This is a genomic window from Pseudomonas sp. HAR-UPW-AIA-41, assembly GCF_002304225.1.
Classification (GTDB): domain Bacteria; phylum Pseudomonadota; class Gammaproteobacteria; order Pseudomonadales; family Pseudomonadaceae; genus Aquipseudomonas.
In genome coordinates this window covers 486140-501244 of sequence record NZ_NSLB01000001.1, presented here as the reverse complement: position 1 = coordinate 501244, position 15105 = coordinate 486140, and the positions used below count along the sequence as shown (strand labels likewise).

Below are 15105 nucleotides of genomic sequence, written 5' to 3'. Positions count from 1 at the left end.
GAACCGGCAAATACCTCAGGCATCCACTGCCTGCCAATTCGTGTCATCGACCAGCTCGCCATCCAGCAGCGGCTGCTGGCGCAGAAACACCTGCGCCGAGTGACGCCAGGAAAAAGCCCGGGCCGCCGCAGCGCACGGGGCGCGCTCCAGTTGCAGGGCCTGCAGGCAAGCCTCCTGCAAGTCTTCGCTCATCCAGCCGGTAACGCCCTGCTCCAGCACATCCAGCGGACCACGCACCGGGAAGGCTGCCACCGGCGTGCCGCAGGCCAGCGCTTCGAGCATCACCAGACCGAGGGTGTCGGTGCGCGACGGGAAGACCAGCACGCTGGCCGCTGCATAGCAGCGCGCCAGTTCGGCGCCACGCTGGTAGCCAAGAAAGCGCACCTGCGGGTAGGCCTGTTGCAGGCTCTGCCGCTGCGGGCCATCGCCAACCACCCACTTTTCACCCGGCAATTGCAGGTCGAGAAAGGCCGGCAGGTTCTTCTCCGCCGCCAGACGCCCCACATAGAGAAACACCGGTTTTTCTGCCGTCTGCGGCGAGCTGGCGTTGAACAGCTGGCTGTCCACGCCCTTGTGCCACAGTGCCAGGCGAGCAATGCCCTGGCTGGCCAGTTCGCCGCGCAGACTGGGCGTGCTCACCATCACCGCCTGGCTGGCGGCATGGAAGCGGCGCAGGTAGGCATAGCCCCAGTCCAGAGGCAGCCAAGGCCAGCGGGTGGTCACGTATTCCGGAAAGCGCGTGTGGATGGCCGTGGAAAAAGCCAGACCGCGGCGCTTGAGGTAGTGCCGCGCGGCCCAGCCCAGTGGCCCCTCGGTGGCAATGTGTACAGCGTCCGGCCGGAAGTCGCGCAGCATCGGCGCCACCCGCCACAGATCCCAGGCCAGGGCGATCTCGCCATAGCTCGGGCACGGCACATGCCGGAAATCCTGGGGGCCAAGCACCTTCACCTGATGGCCCAGCGCATGCAGCTCGCGCACCAGTGCCTGGATGCAGGTGACCACACCGTTGACCTGGGGCAGCCAGGCATCGCTGACGATCAGCAGCCTCATGGCAGCACCTCCACCAGCGGCACAGCCTGCCGGGCCTGAGCCTCGGCCAGCCGGTACAGCTCGATCTGCCCGTCCCAGTGTTCGATCAGCGCGCTGCAGGACTCCACCCAGTCGCCGCAGTTGAGGTACTCCACCGCACCGACCCGGCGGATCTCGGCATGGTGGATATGCCCGCAGACCACACCATCTAGGCCACGCCGGCTGCATTCGTGGGCGATCGCCTCCTCGAAATCGCTGATGAAATTCACCGCTGTCTTAACCTTGTGCTTGAGGTAGGCCGACAGCGACCAGTAGCCGTAGCCATAACGCTCGCGCCAGTGATTGAGCCAGCGGTTGAGGGTCAGGGTGAACTCGTAGGCCGAGTCACCCAGAAAGGCCAGCCAGCGGTGATAACGGGTGATCACGTCGAACTGGTCGCCGTGAATCACCAGAAGCCGGCGACCATCGGCGGTTTCATGCACAGCCTCGTCGACCAGCTGAATATTGCCGAGGATCAGCTTCGAGTAGCGGCGCAGGAACTCGTCGTGGTTACCGGTGACGTAGATCACCTGACAGCCGCGCTTGCTCAGGGTCAGCAGGCGGCGGATCACGTTGGTGTGCGCCTGCGGCCAGTAGATGCCGCCCCGCAGCTTCCAGCCATCGATGATGTCGCCGACCAGGTAGATGCGGTCGGCGTGGTACTGCTTGAGAAAGGTCGCCAGACGCTCGGCCTGGCAATCGCGCGTGCCCAGGTGCACGTCGGAAATCCACAGGGTACGGACCCGTTGCTTGCGCGGGGTGGTCCTGACGGGCATCTCGATGCGTTGTTCGCTGCTCATGCGCGCTCTCCGGCTGTTTTGCCCAGCCTGGACGGCGCAGATGACCCGTCGATGACAACCGTGCGACCAACACATGACCGCGTGCGGGCAAAGGCCCGCAACACACCAGGCGGCGCCCGGCTGTTTCAGCAGTACCTCTGGCGGAGAATCTGCGATGCCTTAACGATCGTTGTGGCCGAGATCACGCGCCGGATCGATCAGGTCGCGCAGGCGCTGCTTGAGTACCTTGGCCTCGGGGAATCCGCCATCGGCCTTGCGCTCCCAGAGCTGCACACCATCGCAGGTGATGCGGAACGCCCCGCCGGTGGCCGGCTCCAGTGCCACCCGGCCGAGTTCGTCGCTGAAGGTACTCAGCAGCTCCTGGGCCAGCCAGGCCGCACGCAGCAGCCACTGACACTGGGTGCAGTAGGTAATCACCACCTCGGGTTTATCACTCATTCAGGCCTCGGCCAGCTCTGCCACGGGATGCCGCTGCAGGTTAACAGCCGGCGCGCCATCGAGCAGCCCCTGGATGCGCGCCCGGGTATCGGCCATCAGCTGTTCCAGCTGCTCGGGGCTGTAGCGCGCCGCGTCGATCGGCTCACCGACACACAGTTCCACCGGAAGACCGAGGTTGAAGCGCCAGGTGCGCGCCGGCAGCACCTCATGGATGCCACGAATGGCCACCGGGATGATGATCGCGGAGGTATCGATAGCCAGGTGGAAACAGCCCTTCTTGAACGGCTGCAGGCGCCCGTCCCGGGAACGGGTACCTTCAGGCGCGGCCCAGAGCACGATGCCGCTTTCCATCATGGCGCGGGCGCGGGCCAGGTCCTTGCGCGCCTGGGCATGGTTGCGCCGCTCTACCGAGGGAAACTCGGCTGCGCGCATGGCCGCTCCCAGCAGCGGGATGCGAAACAGCTCGCGCTTGGCCAGCATGCGAACCGAGCCCGGCAGGGCGACAAAACTGGCCGGTATGTCGTAATGACTGGAGTGGGTACAGAGCACCAGATAGCGCCGGCCGTCGTTGAACTGCGGAACCTGTCCGTGCACGGTCAGACGCATGCGTACCAGACGCAGCAGAGTGCCAGACCAGGCTCGGGTGATCCGGTCTACCCGGCGGCGATCCAGGCGCCTGCAAGCCGCGAGCACTATCACCTGCACGCAGTAAAAGGCTGTGACCAGCACCGAGCCGAGTACCACGCCGATGCGGCGCAGCAGAGTAGCGGGTTGGATAAGCGGTTGCAGACTGAGCATGGAAGACGACCTCGACAAGCAAAACGATGGCATCGCCGGTTAAGATGCAGGCAATCCGACTTTGGACACAGGAAACCCGGAATGTCCCTCGCGCAATTGCTGAGCCCGGCACAACTGGCCGAACGCCTGAACCAGCCTGCACTGATCGTGCTCGACTGCCGCTTCGCCCTGGAAGACCCCACCTACGGCGCACGCGTCTACGCCGAAGGGCATATTCCCGGCGCCCGTTTCATCGATCTGGAGCACGACCTGTCTGCACCGGTGCAGCGCGGCATCACCGGACGCCACCCGCTGCCCGATCCGCAGCAGCTGCTCGAGCGTCTGCGCGCGCTGGGCATTAGCCAGCACAGCGAGATCGTGCTGTACGACGACGGCCCTGGCGCCTTTGCCGCACGTGCCTGGTGGCTGCTGGCCTGGCTGGGCAAGCGTGAAGGTGTATTCCTGCTCGATGGCGGCCTGAATGCCTGGCGCGCGGTCAACCTGCCTCTGGACAGCGCCACGCCAGCGGTCAGCCCGGGCGATCTGCAGGGCACGCCGGATGCCAGCCTGCTGGTCAGCGCCGACGCCCTGCTAAAGCGCCTCGGTACGCCACAGCTGACCCTGCTCGATGCCCGCGCCCTGCCGCGCTTTCGCGGCGAGATGGAACCCATCGACCCGGTGGCCGGGCATATCCCCGGCGCACAGTGCGCAGTGTTCACCGACAACCTGGACGGCAATGGCCATTTCAAGAGCCCGGAGCAGCTGCGCGAGCGCTTCAGCGCCCTGCTCGGCCAGCGTCCTGCCGAGCAACTGGTGGCCTACTGCGGCTCTGGCGTAACTGCCTGCCACAACCTGTTCGCCCTGTGCCTGGCCGGTTACTCGCTGCTGCCGCTGTATGCCGGATCCTGGAGCGAATGGATCACCGACCCGCAACGCCCGCTGGCCTGCGGCGACTGACCGCGCGAGCCGGGCTTGCCCGCTCAGGCCCGGCTGCGCAGACTCAAGCGACTGTTCAACAAGGAGTGTTAACCATGCGTCATGCGTTCCCTGCCCTGCTGGCCCTGCTGCTGGGCACCAGCCTCAACCTGGCCGCCGCCGAGTTCGAGGCCAACCCCTGCGACCTGCAGGATGCCTACTCCAGCCTGGAAGGCCAGGAAATGGTCGAAGCGGCCGAAGACGGCCACGTGTCGGCACAGTACAACCTCGCGCTGAGCTACGACGAAGGTAATGACGGCTTCGAGCAGGACGCCGTCAAGGCTGCCGAGTGGTATGCCAAAGCCGCCGAACAGGGGCATGCCTGCGCCCAGTACAACCTCGCCGTGGGTTACGAACGCGGCCTGGGCCTGGATGTCGATCTCGGCCAGGCAGCCTACTGGTATCAGCAGGCCGCCAAACAGGGCGACAGCGATGCTCAGTACAACCTCGCCGTGTGCTACGAGGAGGGCAGCGGTGTCGAGCAGGACTACAGCCAGGCACTGTACTGGTACCGCAAGTCGGCCGCTCAGGGCGATGCCGATGCCCAGTTCGAACTGGGCAACTTCTACAGGGTCGGCAAGGGTCTGGCCAGCGACCTCAAACAGGCCCGCCAGTGGTACCGCAAGGCGGCCGAGCAGGACCACGAAGGCGCCGCGACAGCCCTGGAAGAACTCGACGAAGAAGCTGACGGCAGCAGCGCTCAGGAAAGCTGAGTTGCGAAGAGCGCCCACCACGGGCGCTCAAACTGTCTGTTTTTTAATCACCCGTGGCTATATCACCAATAACCAAAATCCAAAAACAATTTAAAAACAGCCCTTTACAGCACAATTCTCAAACTAGACTTCAACTCAAGCCCCTCTAGGGCTTCCGGCGGGGTCCCAGCCTAATTACAAGAAGCTGCCACACGCCCTGACCCCGCCGGTCACCTTGTTTCGAGGTCGTTATGGGAATCAGTGCCAGTGAGCTATGCCAGCATGTGATCCGCCCAACCCTGCATCAACTTGATGCCTTGAACCCCGCCAGCGAAACCCTGCTGCTGGTCGCCGCACAATGCCGTGGCAGCCACGCTGGCAGTCTCGCCGATGGCCAGCAACTGGGCCCCTGGGGCTGCAGTCGCGAACAGCACCGCCTCCTGTGGGATGACTTTCTCGCCCGTGATGCCGAACTGGCCAGCCGGGTACGCGGGCTTGCCAGTCAGCACGCCTTCCTCACCGACCCCGAACTGGAGCTGTGCGTCAACCTGCGTTACGCCTGCGCCATTGCCTGGATGAGCGTGATCGCCCAAGCCGGTGTGCCGCCGGCGAACGCCGACCTGCCCAGCCTGGCCAGGTTGTGGCGCCAGTGCCTGGCACCGCGCGGCCGCCTGCGCAGCTTCTACCTGCACGCCAACCGCCTGGCCCTGCATGCCACTGCTGCCTGAGACCGCTCTCGCCTAAAAGCATTCCCCCGTTCCGGTGATGCCAGGAGCGCGCGCGGGCAGTACACTGCCGGCACAACCATTCGAACAAAAATACCTACAAGGTTGCCATGCATGAACCTGGTCCCGACAACCGTGCCTGACGGTGTGTCACTGCTGCTGGTCGATGATCATCTGATTTTCCTTGATGGCCTGAGCCTGGCCCTGGCGCCACTGGCCAAAGACCTGCGGGTAGACAGCGCCCCCTCGGTGGAAGCCGCCGAACAATGCCTGGCCAGCCACGACTACGATCTGGTACTGCTGGACCTGAAACTGCCCGACGAGTCCGGGTTAAGCGTGCTGCAGCGCTGGCAGCGTGAGGGGCGGAGTACACCGGTGGCCATTCTCAGTGCCAGCGAGTCGGCTCAGGATGCCCACGCGGCAAGGCAGGCCGGTGCCCTCGGCTTCATCTCGAAGAGTGCCAGCGGGGCGCAGTTGCGCGAAGCCGTCGGCCGTCTGCTGCTGGGTGAAAACCTGCCTCTACCGGAGAACGAGCCCGCCCCCGAACTGACGGTCAGGCAGCGGGAAATCCTCCTTCTGCTCGCCGAAGGCCTGCCCAACAAGGCCATCGGGCGCCGCCTGAAACTCTCCGAGGAAACCGTCAAGACGCACCTGCGCAGCCTGTTTCAGACGCTCCAGGTGCACACCAGAACTGCCTGCGTCACGGTCGCGCGACAGCGCGGCTGGCTGTGAGCGCCTGACGCAGGCGGAGCGGCAACAGAGGCTTGCCAAGCAGGCGCACATGCTGGCGGGCGCAACGCTCGGCCAGCTCAGGACCCAGGTCAGCCGTCAGCAGAATCGCCGGCAACATGCTGCCGGCCTGCTCACGCAGTTGTTCCAGCAAGCGCAGCCCGTCGATCTCCGCCGCCAGTCGATAGTCGCTGAGCAGCACTTCCGGGCACATGAGCCCCATCTGTTCCTGTGCCTGCTGCGGCCCATCGGCCACGCTGACCTGCCAGCCCCAGCCCTGGAGCAATTCGCCAAGCGCCTGACGGCTGGCCGCATCGTCCTCGATCAGCAGCACCCGTCCCATCTCGACCACAGGCACCTCGGCTACCATCGGGCTCTGGGCCTCCCCGAGCGATAGCTGCAGCGTGAAGGTGCAACCCTGCCCAGGACTGGCCTGCAGACTCAAAGGCAGCTCCAGCAGCAGACTCAGTTGACGCACAATGGCCAATCCCAGCCCGAGCCCCTGCTCGCGCTGACGCCCCGGGTTGTGCAGTTGCTGGAATTCCTCGAACACCCGCTGCTGCTCATCCTCGCTGAGGCCCCGGCCATCATCGCTAATACTCAGCCAGCACTGCCCGCCCTGCTGCCGGCAATGCAGACGGATATGCTGAGCCCCCGCATGCTGCAGGGCATTGCTCAGCAAATTACGTACGATGCGCTCGACCAGCAGGGCATCGCTGTAGACCCAGCAGGGCGACGCCTGCAGTTCCAACTGACAATTCTGACTCCGGGCCTGCCCGCCCGCCTCATCCAGCAGGCGCTGCAGCAGGGGCAACAGCTCGAAGTGGCTACGACGCACACTGAGTCCACCAGGCACGCTGAGCCGGCTGTAGTCGAGCAGAGCCTGCAACATGCCGCCCAGCTGTCCCACAGACTGAGCCAGGCGCTGACCGATGTCCTGAACCCGCGAAGCTTCGGCTACCCGCCCCTCGCCAAGCTGTTCGGCATACAGCGCCATGGCATGCAGCGGCTGGCGCAGGTCATGGCTGACGGCAGCCAGCAAACGCCCGCGACTCAGTGTCTGCGCTTCGGCCCGCTGCCGTGCCTGCTCCAGCAGACGAGCATTGAGCCAGGCGCCTCGCTGACCATGCTCCTGGATATAGCTGCCGACACCCCCGATCAGGTTGGCGCAGCCGAGAAACAGCAGTTGGTTGAGCAGCTCACCGAAAGGTTTCCCTAAGCAGTAGCCCAACACCACCAGCACGGTGCTGAACAGCCAACTGGCAGCACTGGCCACGCGCAGCGACAGGCCGAGCACGCCATAGCCAAACAGCAAAAGCAGAAACAGGCCTTCATAAGGCATATCCACGCCATGCTGCGCCCCCGGCAGGATCAACAGCGACACGCACAGACCATTGACGGCATAGGCCAGCCCGTAGCAAGCCAGCGCGCGCGACGCCGGCGCCTCGGGCCGCCGGCAGTAGAGGTAACAGAGCAGCGTGACCAGCAGCGCCACGCCGCGCAAGGCAAGCATCTCACCGGCCAACGCCGCCGGCATCAGCCAAAGATCGAGCAGCGCATAGGCACACTGCATCAACACACCGGCGCTGATGATCAGCGGCAGGCGCCGGCGCATCACCGCCGCCGCATGGTCCTGGTAAGCCACCTCCAGCGGCTCGACGAAACGCAGCCGTCGGTAACCCCGGCGCTGCTGGTCCAGCAGCGCCGCCTCGAAAGTTTCCGGGCTGGCAAAGTCCGCCGCCAAAGGGCGGCGTTGCCTGTCGCACAGAGGGCTCAAGGCTTGGACGCGATGGCCTTGTCGATGGCGGCCGCCAGGTCTTGGTCATCCGGCTCGGTCAGACTGGAAAAACTCTCGACCACCTTGCCCTGACGATCGACCACGTACTTGTAGAAGTTCCAGCGCGGGGCGCTGCTCTGCGCCGTCAGCTCGCGGAACAGCGGAATGGCGTTGTCACCGCTCACCACCTGTGTGGCGGTCATGCTGAAGGTCACTCCGTAGTTGCCATAGCAGATGGTCGCGGTTTCCTCGGCGCTATCGGCTTCCTGCTTGAAGTCGTCGGATGGCACGCCGAGCACTTCCAGCCCCTGCGCCTTGTACTTCTGGTGCAGGGCTTCGAGCCCCTTGAACTGTTTGGTAAAACCGCAGTGGCTGGCGGTATTGATCACCAGCAGCGGCTTGCCGGCGTATTGTTCGCAGAGGTTGATCACCTCCTTGGAGCGCAGCTTGGGCAGCTCACCCTGCAGCAGTGCGGGGCAATCGGCGGCAAACACCGGCAGCGAGAACGAAGAAAGCATTACCAGCAGCAGTGTTTTTCTCATGGTCAGTATCCTTGAACAGACTGTGCGTCACGCTAACCCGAGTAACCCGCTCAGGCAATCGCCCGCGTTCGATGATTGTCCCAACTGACAGAACAGGCTGTTGCCGCTGCCAAGGCCGGCACCAGAGGAGCCCCGTATAAATCGCCGCGTCATTTGGCGCTTCTGCCGTTTTTATGAGGTTACCTGCATGCCCGCGTACAAAGCCCCCCTGCGTGACACCCGCTTTCTGCTGAATGAAGTACTCGACTTCCCGGCCCACTACCAGCAACTGGTCAATGGTGCCGACGCCACCCCGGATATGGTCGACGCCATCCTTAGCGAGTGCGCCAAATTCAGCGAGGAAGTACTCAGCCCACTGAACCAGCAAGGCGATGAACAGGGCTGCACCTGGGATAAGGGCGAGGTACGCACACCCAAGGGCTTCAAAGAGGCCTACGACGCTTATGTAGCTGGTGGCTGGCAGGGCCTGTCCCACCCGGTTGAGTACGGTGGCCAGGGTCTGCCGATGAGCCTGGGCCTGCTCAAGTCGGAGATGATGGCCACCGCCAACTGGTCATTCACCATGTACCCGGGCCTTTCACTGGGCGCCATGAACACTCTCATGCAACATGGCAGTGAAGCACAAAAACAGACTTACCTGACCCCGCTGACAGAAGGCCGCTGGACCGGCACCATGTGCCTGACCGAACCCCAGTGCGGCACCGACCTAGGTCAGGTCAAGACACGCGCCGAGGCCAACAGCGACGGCAGCTACGCGCTGACCGGCACCAAGATCTTCATTTCCTCGGGTGAACATGACCTCACCGAGAACATCATCCATATCGTCCTCGCACGCCTGCCCGACGCCCCCAAAGGCACCCGTGGCATCAGCCTGTTCATCGTGCCCAAGTTTCTGGTCAACCCCGACGGCTCCCTGGGCGAACGCAATCAGGTCAGCTGCGGCTCGCTGGAACACAAGATGGGCATTCACGGCAATGCCACCTGCGTGATGAACTTCGACGGCGCTACCGCTTTTCTCATCGGCCCGCCCAACAAGGGTCTGGAGTGCATGTTCACCTTCATGAACACGGCCCGAATCGGCACCGCCCTGCAGGGCCTGGCCCATGCCGAACTGTCCTATCAGGGCGCCCTGGCCTATGCCCTGGAGCGCCGCTCCATGCGCGCGCTGTCCGGCACCAAGGAACCGACCCAGGTTGCCGATACACTGATCCACCACGGCGATGTGCGCCGCATGCTGCTCACCCAGAAGGCCATCGCCGAAGGCGGCCGGGCGCTGATCTACCTGGCCAGCCAGCATGCCGACAAGATGATCGAGGGTCTGCTCAAGAATGACAGCACCCAGTATGCCGAGTGGGACGACCGGCTGGGCTTCCTGACCCCGATCCTCAAGGGCTGCCTGACCGAACTGGGACTGGAAGCGGCCAACCTGGGCGTGCAGGTGTTTGGCGGCCACGGTTATATCCAGGAGCACGGCATGGAGCAGATCGTGCGGGATGCGCGCATCTCTACCCTGTACGAGGGCACCACCGGCATCCAAGCGCTGGACCTGCTCGGGCGCAAGGTACTGATGATGAGCAAGGGCAAGGCGGTGTTCGAGTTCACCAAGCCGATCGCCCGCTTCGCCCTGGAGCTGCTGAAGACCGAGCCGGCCATGCGCCTGCGCGCACTCACCCTGCTCAAGATCGTCGGCCAGTGGAACTATCTGACCCTGCGGATCGCATTCGCTGCCAGCCGTCAGCGCGACATGGTCAGCACCGCCTGCCACGACTTCCTGATGTACTCCGGCTACGCCACCCTGGCCTGGGCCTGGGCGCAGCAGGAGGCGGTGGCCCGGCGCAAGCTGCGCGAAGGCGGTCAGGAGTCGGCGGAGTTCTACCAGGCCAAGATCGCCACCAGCGACTTCTACTTCCAGCGCCTGCTGCCACGGGCCAAGGGCCATGCCGCGGCAATGCTCAAGCCGGTCAAGTCGACCATGCAGCTGGATCAGGCGCACTTCGCCTTCGACTGAAGGCCAACCGGGCCTGTTGGTCCTTGCAGTGGTGTTTCGGGGGCAGCAATGCCCCCACTCCACACGCTAGTCCAGCTGCGCCGGCTGCTGGGCGCGCTCTCGCAGAAAACGCTGAATCGGTTCCTGATAGACCTGATAGCTTTCCGCCGGCAGCCAATGCAGGTACAGCGGCTCCAGCGATTGTGCCTGCAACAGCTCACGCAGACTGGCATCAATCTGCCGGGCCATCTCCTCACCCCACGGACCGCGCGTACAGTAGGTACCGGCCACCTCCAGCTGCTCCATCTGCTGCAGCGGAAGCACGGCGAGCGGTGCCTTCAGTTGACCAGTGCGCATGACCTGGCTGACCACCAGCGGAAACTCCAGGGTGAAATCGAAGCGGCCATGGCTGAGCATCAGCAGGTGCTTGTCGATATTGCCGGACAGTGTCACCGCTTGCAGGCGACCATCGCTCAGGGCCTGCTGCATGCTCGTACGAACGATTTCCGGATAGACCCGCTGACTGTGCACGGCCCCATGCAGACCACTCTCGAGCAGTGCCTGCCAGGCAACCTGGCCGTTCTCCAGCGGCAAGCGTGCGCGGTCCTCGGCACGCACCACCAACTGCATCGGCGGCACAACCAGCAACGGAACAAACAACGCCAGACGATCACGCTCGACGCTGCGCAAATTAACCGCCGTACACAATTGGCGCCCCTGCTCCAGATACTGCTGCATACGTGGCACGTTGCCGACTTCGTAGCGCACATCGACACCACGCGCTTTAAGCCCCGGCTCCAGCGCACGCAGCAACTCCAGCGCCATACCATCATCAGGCACACCCTGCTTGAGGTTGATGGCACCGGGAATGGGCAACAGCAGCCAGGTCAGCGACTCCGCGGCCCTGGCGCCACAGGCCAGACCGAGAAGCAGAAACAGCAGCAACAAACGTGGCATCCGGGGTTCTCCATAACACCCTTTAACCCTAGGCCAGAATCGATGCTGTTGCGCTGCTTCAATGCGCTATGAGCAGGGCCAATACCAGCAGAACAGCGACTTCGGTCAGCTCGACCAGTGCTCCGGCAGTATCGCCCGTGGTGCCCTGCAGGCGCGCCAGCAAGGCGCGCCGCCAGAGGACAAAGACCAGCGTCGCCGCCAGCAGCGCCCACAGCCCGCTCAGGCCGGTCAGGGCCAGCAGAGCCAGATGCAGGCCAAGCACCCAGGGCAACTCACGCCGTGGCAGATGCTCGGCCAGCTGTGCCCCAAGCCCGCCCGGCCGCACGTAGACGGTGCTGCGCAGCAACAGTGGCAGCGCACTGCGTCCCAGCCACGGAGCCAGCAGCAGGGCCAGCGTCTGCCCGGCCTGCAGCAACACCAGCAGCGCAGCGAACTTGAGCAGCAACAGCAGCACCAGCACGACCACGGCAATGGGCCCGCTGCGCGGATCCTTCATGATCGCCAGGGTGCGCTCGCGGTCGCCGTAGCCGCCCACCCAGGCATCGGCGGTATCGGCCAGACCATCCAGATGCAGTCCACCGCTCAGCGCCACCCACAGGGTCAGCAACAGCGCCGCCTGCAGTACCGCCGGTTGCTGACTCAGCAACGCCTGCGCCGCCAGCAGCAGAGCGCCCAGCAGCAACCCTACCAGCGGATACCAGAGCAGCGAGCGGCCAACCTGCTCAGGCGCCGGCATGCCCGGCAGGCGAACCGGCAGACGGGTCAGAAACTGCAGGGCAATCAGCAGCGGCGTGGGCAGCATGTCAGGCTTCGGTCAGGCCCAGACCGGCCTCGACCTGCAGGCGATGCATAGCGCCGAAGCCAACTTCTACCTGCAGCAACTGGTTTTCCGGCAGACCACGGGCACGCGCCAGCAGCAGGCGAATGACGCCACCGTGGGTGATCAGCAGCACGCGCTGGCCATCCAGCTCGCTGTGCAGGCGTTCGATGGCAGCCAGCACGCGGTTGGCGAAGTCGCGAACCGGTTCGGCATTCGGCGGAGTGAAACGGTACGGGTCGTTCCAGAACTGGCCGAGGGCCTCGCTGTCTTCCAGCAGGATTTCCGCCGAATTGCGCCCTTCCCAGTCACCGAAATGCAGTTCACGCAGATCCGCCTCGATACGCAGCGGCACGCCCGTCTGCTCGGCCAGCTCACGGGCAAAGGCCTCACAGCGGGTCAGCGGCGAACTGATGATCAGGTCCCACGCGGGTTGAGCGGCCACAGCGGCACGCATCTGCTGCCAGCCACGCTCGGCCAGCGGTGCATCGGTGCTGCCATGGAAACCGCCACCGGCAGTGGTTTCACCGTGGCGCAGGAGTTCGAGTTGCAGAGTCATGGAGTACGGTCCTCAACGGAAGCTTCGGAAAAAGTCGCCATCTGCCCGTGCAGAGCACAGGCCAGGCGCAACAGGGGAAGTGCCAGTGCCGCGCCGCTGCCCTCGCCCAGGCGCAGGCCCAGGTGCAGCAGCGGCTGGCCATCCAGGGCCTGCAGCACGTGACGGTGTCCGGGTTCTGCGCCGCAGTGGCTGAACAGCAGCCAGTCGGCCACGCCGGGATTCAGGCGCACGGCCAGCAGGGCCGCCACGCTGCAGATAAAACCATCGACCAGCACGCTGATACCGGCCTGGGCGCAGGCGATGTAGGCACCACTAAGCGCGGCGATTTCCAGGCCACCAAGCCGTTGCAGCCATTCCAGCGGCGTGCGTTCGCCGGCATGCAGGCTCAGGGCCTGCTCGATGACCCGGGTCTTGCGCGCCAGGCCCTGGCTGTCCAGACCGGTGCCACGGCCGATCAGTTCGTCCAGCGGTGCATCGAGCAAGGCACAGGCCAGGGCACTGGCCGCCGTGGTGTTGCCGATGCCCATCTCGCCGCCGATCAGCAGTTGGCAGCCTTCGGCGGCGGCCCGTTCGGCGACTTCGCGGCCGACGGCCAGCGCGGCCAGACACTGCTCTGCCGTCATCGCCGGCTGCAAGGCTAAATTGCGCGTGCCGGGTGCCAGCTGGTGCTGGCTGACCCCGGCCATGGCCGGTTGCGGCTCGACGGTACCGAGGTTGTGCACTTCCAGATGGGCGCCCAGCTCACGCGCCAGCACGCTGATCGCGGCACCGCCGGCGACGAAATTGCCGAGCATCTGCGCGGTGACCGCCTGGGGATAGGCCGAGACGCCCTCGGCAACCACGCCATGGTCACCGGCAAAGATGGCAATCCAGATACGCTCAAGGCTCGGGCGCTCACGGCCCTGCTGAGCAGCCAGGCGCAGGCTGATACCCTCAAGCTGGCCCAGCGAGCCGCACGGCTTGGTCAACTGGGCCTGACGCCGGCCAGCCGCAGCCGCGGCATGGGCATCGAGGGCACGACAGGGTTGTTGCCACCAGGGGCTGCTCACAGCGCCTCTCCTTTGAGAACCATCGGCAAACCGGCCACGGTAAAAATCACCCGGTCACAGGCGCTGGCCAGAGCCTGATGCAGCCAGCCAACCTCATCGACATAGCGCCGGGTCAGCTCGCCCAGCGGCACCACGCCAAGACCGGTTTCGTTGCTGACCAGAATGATCCGCCCGGGCAACTCACCGAGCACCTGCAGCAGCGCATCGCGCTCATGCTGCAACCGCTGCGGGTCATCCAGCATCAGGAGGTTGGTCAGCCACAGGGTCAGGCAATCCACCAGCAGGCAGCGATCGGCGGCGGCATTGTCGCGCAGCACCCGCGCCAGTTCGAGCGGTTCTTCACACAGCGCCCACTCCGCCGGTCGCCGTGCCTGGTGATGGGCAATTCGCGCAGTCATTTCAGCGTCCAGCGCCTGACTGGTGGCGATATAGGTCACGGCGAGACCACTGGCCAGGGCCTGCTGTTCGGCCAGTCGGCTCTTGCCGGAGCGAGCCCCGCCGAGAATCAGTTCACGCATGACTACTCCTCGGCCACCGCGCCCCAGCGATCGCTGTAGAGCAGCTCTGAAAGCGGTCGGACACTGGCCCAGCCTTCCAGTTCAAGCATCGGCGCCGGGTAGAACTCCGTCACGGGACCCAGGCACAGAATCGCCACCGCCTTGGCCCCGGCCGGCAGGCCCAGCAGCTCGCCGAGCGCCTGTGGATCGAACAGCGAGACCCAGCCCATGCCAAGATTTTCCGCACGCGCAGCCAGCCACAGATTCTGGATGGCACAGGACAAGGAGGCCAGATCCATTTCCGGCAAGGTGCGACGCCCGAAAACATGTGCCTCTCGCCCGTCCATCAGGGCCGCCACGAGCAACTCGGCACAATCACGGATGCCTTCGACCTTGAGCCGCATGAACTCGTCAGAGCGCTCACCCAGCGCCTCGGCCGTCAGCAACCGCTCGGCCTCGACCTGTTCGGCAATGGCTACGCGCAACTCGGGGCGGGTGATGCGGATAAACCGCCAGGGCTGCATCAGGCCGACACTGGGCGCCTGATGGGCGGCACTCAGCAGGCGCTGCAGCAGCTCGGCCGGGATCTCGCCTGGGCTGAAATGGCGCATATCGCGGCGCTCGGCAATGGCCCGGTAGACCGCCGCACGTTCGCTGCTGGAAAAAGGTTCGGCACTCATGGCGCAAAGGGTCCGTGATCGGGGCGATTCCGCCGC

The 15105-nt window shown here is 64.9% G+C and carries 17 protein-coding genes; 5 read left to right on the top strand and 12 right to left on the bottom strand.

Annotated elements, in window-relative coordinates; all coding sequences use genetic code 11:
- Positions 1 to 15 precede the first annotated feature (15 nt).
- From CK486_RS02280 to CK486_RS02265, 4 genes are all read right to left on the bottom strand, one after another.
- A complete protein-coding gene (locus CK486_RS02280; protein ID WP_095938649.1) occupies positions 16 to 1050 on the bottom strand; it encodes a glycosyltransferase family 1 protein in 1035 nt (344 codons plus the stop codon).
- Positions 1047 to 1844 carry a UDP-2,3-diacylglucosamine diphosphatase gene (locus CK486_RS02275; RefSeq protein ID WP_371915474.1) on the bottom strand — a complete coding sequence of 266 codons (798 nt, stop codon included), beginning with the start codon at positions 1842 to 1844 and terminating at the stop codon, positions 1047 to 1049. The genes CK486_RS02280 and CK486_RS02275 overlap by 4 nt, the downstream gene beginning before the upstream one ends.
- A 183-nt stretch (positions 1845 to 2027) precedes the next feature.
- Positions 2028 to 2306 carry a SelT/SelW/SelH family protein gene (locus CK486_RS02270; protein WP_095938647.1) on the bottom strand — a complete coding sequence of 93 codons (279 nt, stop codon included), beginning with the start codon at positions 2304 to 2306 and terminating at the stop codon, positions 2028 to 2030.
- The gene (locus tag CK486_RS02265; RefSeq protein ID WP_095938646.1) at positions 2307 to 3104 is read right to left on the bottom strand and encodes a 1-acyl-sn-glycerol-3-phosphate acyltransferase; all 798 of its coding nucleotides are present in this window, start codon (positions 3102 to 3104) and stop codon (positions 2307 to 2309) included.
- 81 nt (positions 3105 to 3185) lie between these two features.
- Here CK486_RS02265 and CK486_RS02260 point away from each other — a divergent pair, with 81 nt between their 5' ends.
- The 4 genes from CK486_RS02260 (at position 3186) to CK486_RS02245 (ending at position 6207) form a co-directional block, all read left to right on the top strand.
- Positions 3186 to 4040, top strand: coding sequence for a sulfurtransferase (locus tag CK486_RS02260; protein ID WP_095938645.1), 855 nt, complete (start codon positions 3186 to 3188; stop codon positions 4038 to 4040).
- Positions 4041 to 4114: 74 nt separating this feature from the next.
- On the top strand, positions 4115 to 4771 hold the full coding sequence (locus tag CK486_RS02255; protein WP_095938644.1) for a tetratricopeptide repeat protein: 657 nt from the start codon (positions 4115 to 4117) through the stop codon (positions 4769 to 4771).
- 230 nt (positions 4772 to 5001) lie between these two features.
- Positions 5002 to 5478, top strand: a complete 477-nt coding sequence (locus CK486_RS02250) for a hypothetical protein (RefSeq protein ID WP_095938643.1) — start codon at positions 5002 to 5004, stop codon at positions 5476 to 5478.
- A gap of 111 nt (positions 5479 to 5589) precedes the next feature.
- Positions 5590 to 6207 (top strand): response regulator transcription factor, encoded by a 618-nt coding sequence (locus CK486_RS02245; RefSeq protein WP_095938642.1) that lies wholly within the window; start codon positions 5590 to 5592, stop codon positions 6205 to 6207.
- Here the strand turns inward: CK486_RS02245 and CK486_RS02240 are convergent.
- Together CK486_RS02240 and CK486_RS02235 are read right to left on the bottom strand one after the other, a co-directional pair.
- Positions 6176 to 7981 (bottom strand): hybrid sensor histidine kinase/response regulator, encoded by a 1806-nt coding sequence (locus CK486_RS02240; RefSeq protein ID WP_256574343.1) that lies wholly within the window; start codon positions 7979 to 7981, stop codon positions 6176 to 6178. The two genes, CK486_RS02245 and CK486_RS02240, sit on opposite strands and share 32 nt — an antisense overlap.
- On the bottom strand, positions 7978 to 8523 hold the full coding sequence (locus CK486_RS02235; protein WP_095938641.1) for a glutathione peroxidase: 546 nt from the start codon (positions 8521 to 8523) through the stop codon (positions 7978 to 7980). The genes CK486_RS02240 and CK486_RS02235 overlap by 4 nt, the downstream gene beginning before the upstream one ends.
- Positions 8524 to 8710: 187 nt before the next feature.
- Between CK486_RS02235 and CK486_RS02230 the strand changes: the two genes are divergently transcribed.
- Positions 8711 to 10531 (top strand): acyl-CoA dehydrogenase C-terminal domain-containing protein, encoded by a 1821-nt coding sequence (locus CK486_RS02230; RefSeq protein WP_095938640.1) that lies wholly within the window; start codon positions 8711 to 8713, stop codon positions 10529 to 10531.
- Positions 10532 to 10597: 66 nt separating this feature from the next.
- Here the strand turns inward: CK486_RS02230 and CK486_RS02225 are convergent, their stop codons facing one another.
- Genes CK486_RS02225 through bluB form a run of 6 tightly spaced genes read right to left on the bottom strand, consistent with a single transcriptional unit; the run spans position 10598 to position 15069 of the window.
- Positions 10598 to 11467 (bottom strand): hypothetical protein, encoded by an 870-nt coding sequence (locus tag CK486_RS02225; protein WP_095938639.1) that lies wholly within the window; start codon positions 11465 to 11467, stop codon positions 10598 to 10600.
- A 58-nt stretch (positions 11468 to 11525) separates the two neighbouring features.
- The gene (locus CK486_RS02220) at positions 11526 to 12269 is read right to left on the bottom strand and encodes an adenosylcobinamide-GDP ribazoletransferase (RefSeq protein ID WP_095938638.1); all 744 of its coding nucleotides are present in this window, start codon (positions 12267 to 12269) and stop codon (positions 11526 to 11528) included.
- A gap of 1 nt (position 12270) precedes the next feature.
- Positions 12271 to 12843, bottom strand: coding sequence for an alpha-ribazole phosphatase (gene cobC, locus CK486_RS02215; protein ID WP_095938637.1), 573 nt, complete (start codon positions 12841 to 12843; stop codon positions 12271 to 12273).
- Positions 12840 to 13892 (bottom strand): nicotinate-nucleotide--dimethylbenzimidazole phosphoribosyltransferase, encoded by a 1053-nt coding sequence (gene cobT / locus CK486_RS02210; protein WP_095938636.1) that lies wholly within the window; start codon positions 13890 to 13892, stop codon positions 12840 to 12842. The genes cobC and cobT overlap by 4 nt, the downstream gene beginning before the upstream one ends.
- Positions 13889 to 14410 (bottom strand): bifunctional adenosylcobinamide kinase/adenosylcobinamide-phosphate guanylyltransferase, encoded by a 522-nt coding sequence (cobU, locus tag CK486_RS02205; protein ID WP_095938635.1) that lies wholly within the window; start codon positions 14408 to 14410, stop codon positions 13889 to 13891. The genes cobT and cobU overlap by 4 nt, the downstream gene beginning before the upstream one ends.
- Positions 14411 to 14412: 2 nt before the next feature.
- Entirely contained in the window at positions 14413 to 15069 is a 657-nt protein-coding gene (gene bluB, locus CK486_RS02200) for a 5,6-dimethylbenzimidazole synthase (RefSeq protein ID WP_095938634.1), read from the bottom strand.
- Between the last annotated feature and the right edge of the window lie 36 nt (positions 15070 to 15105).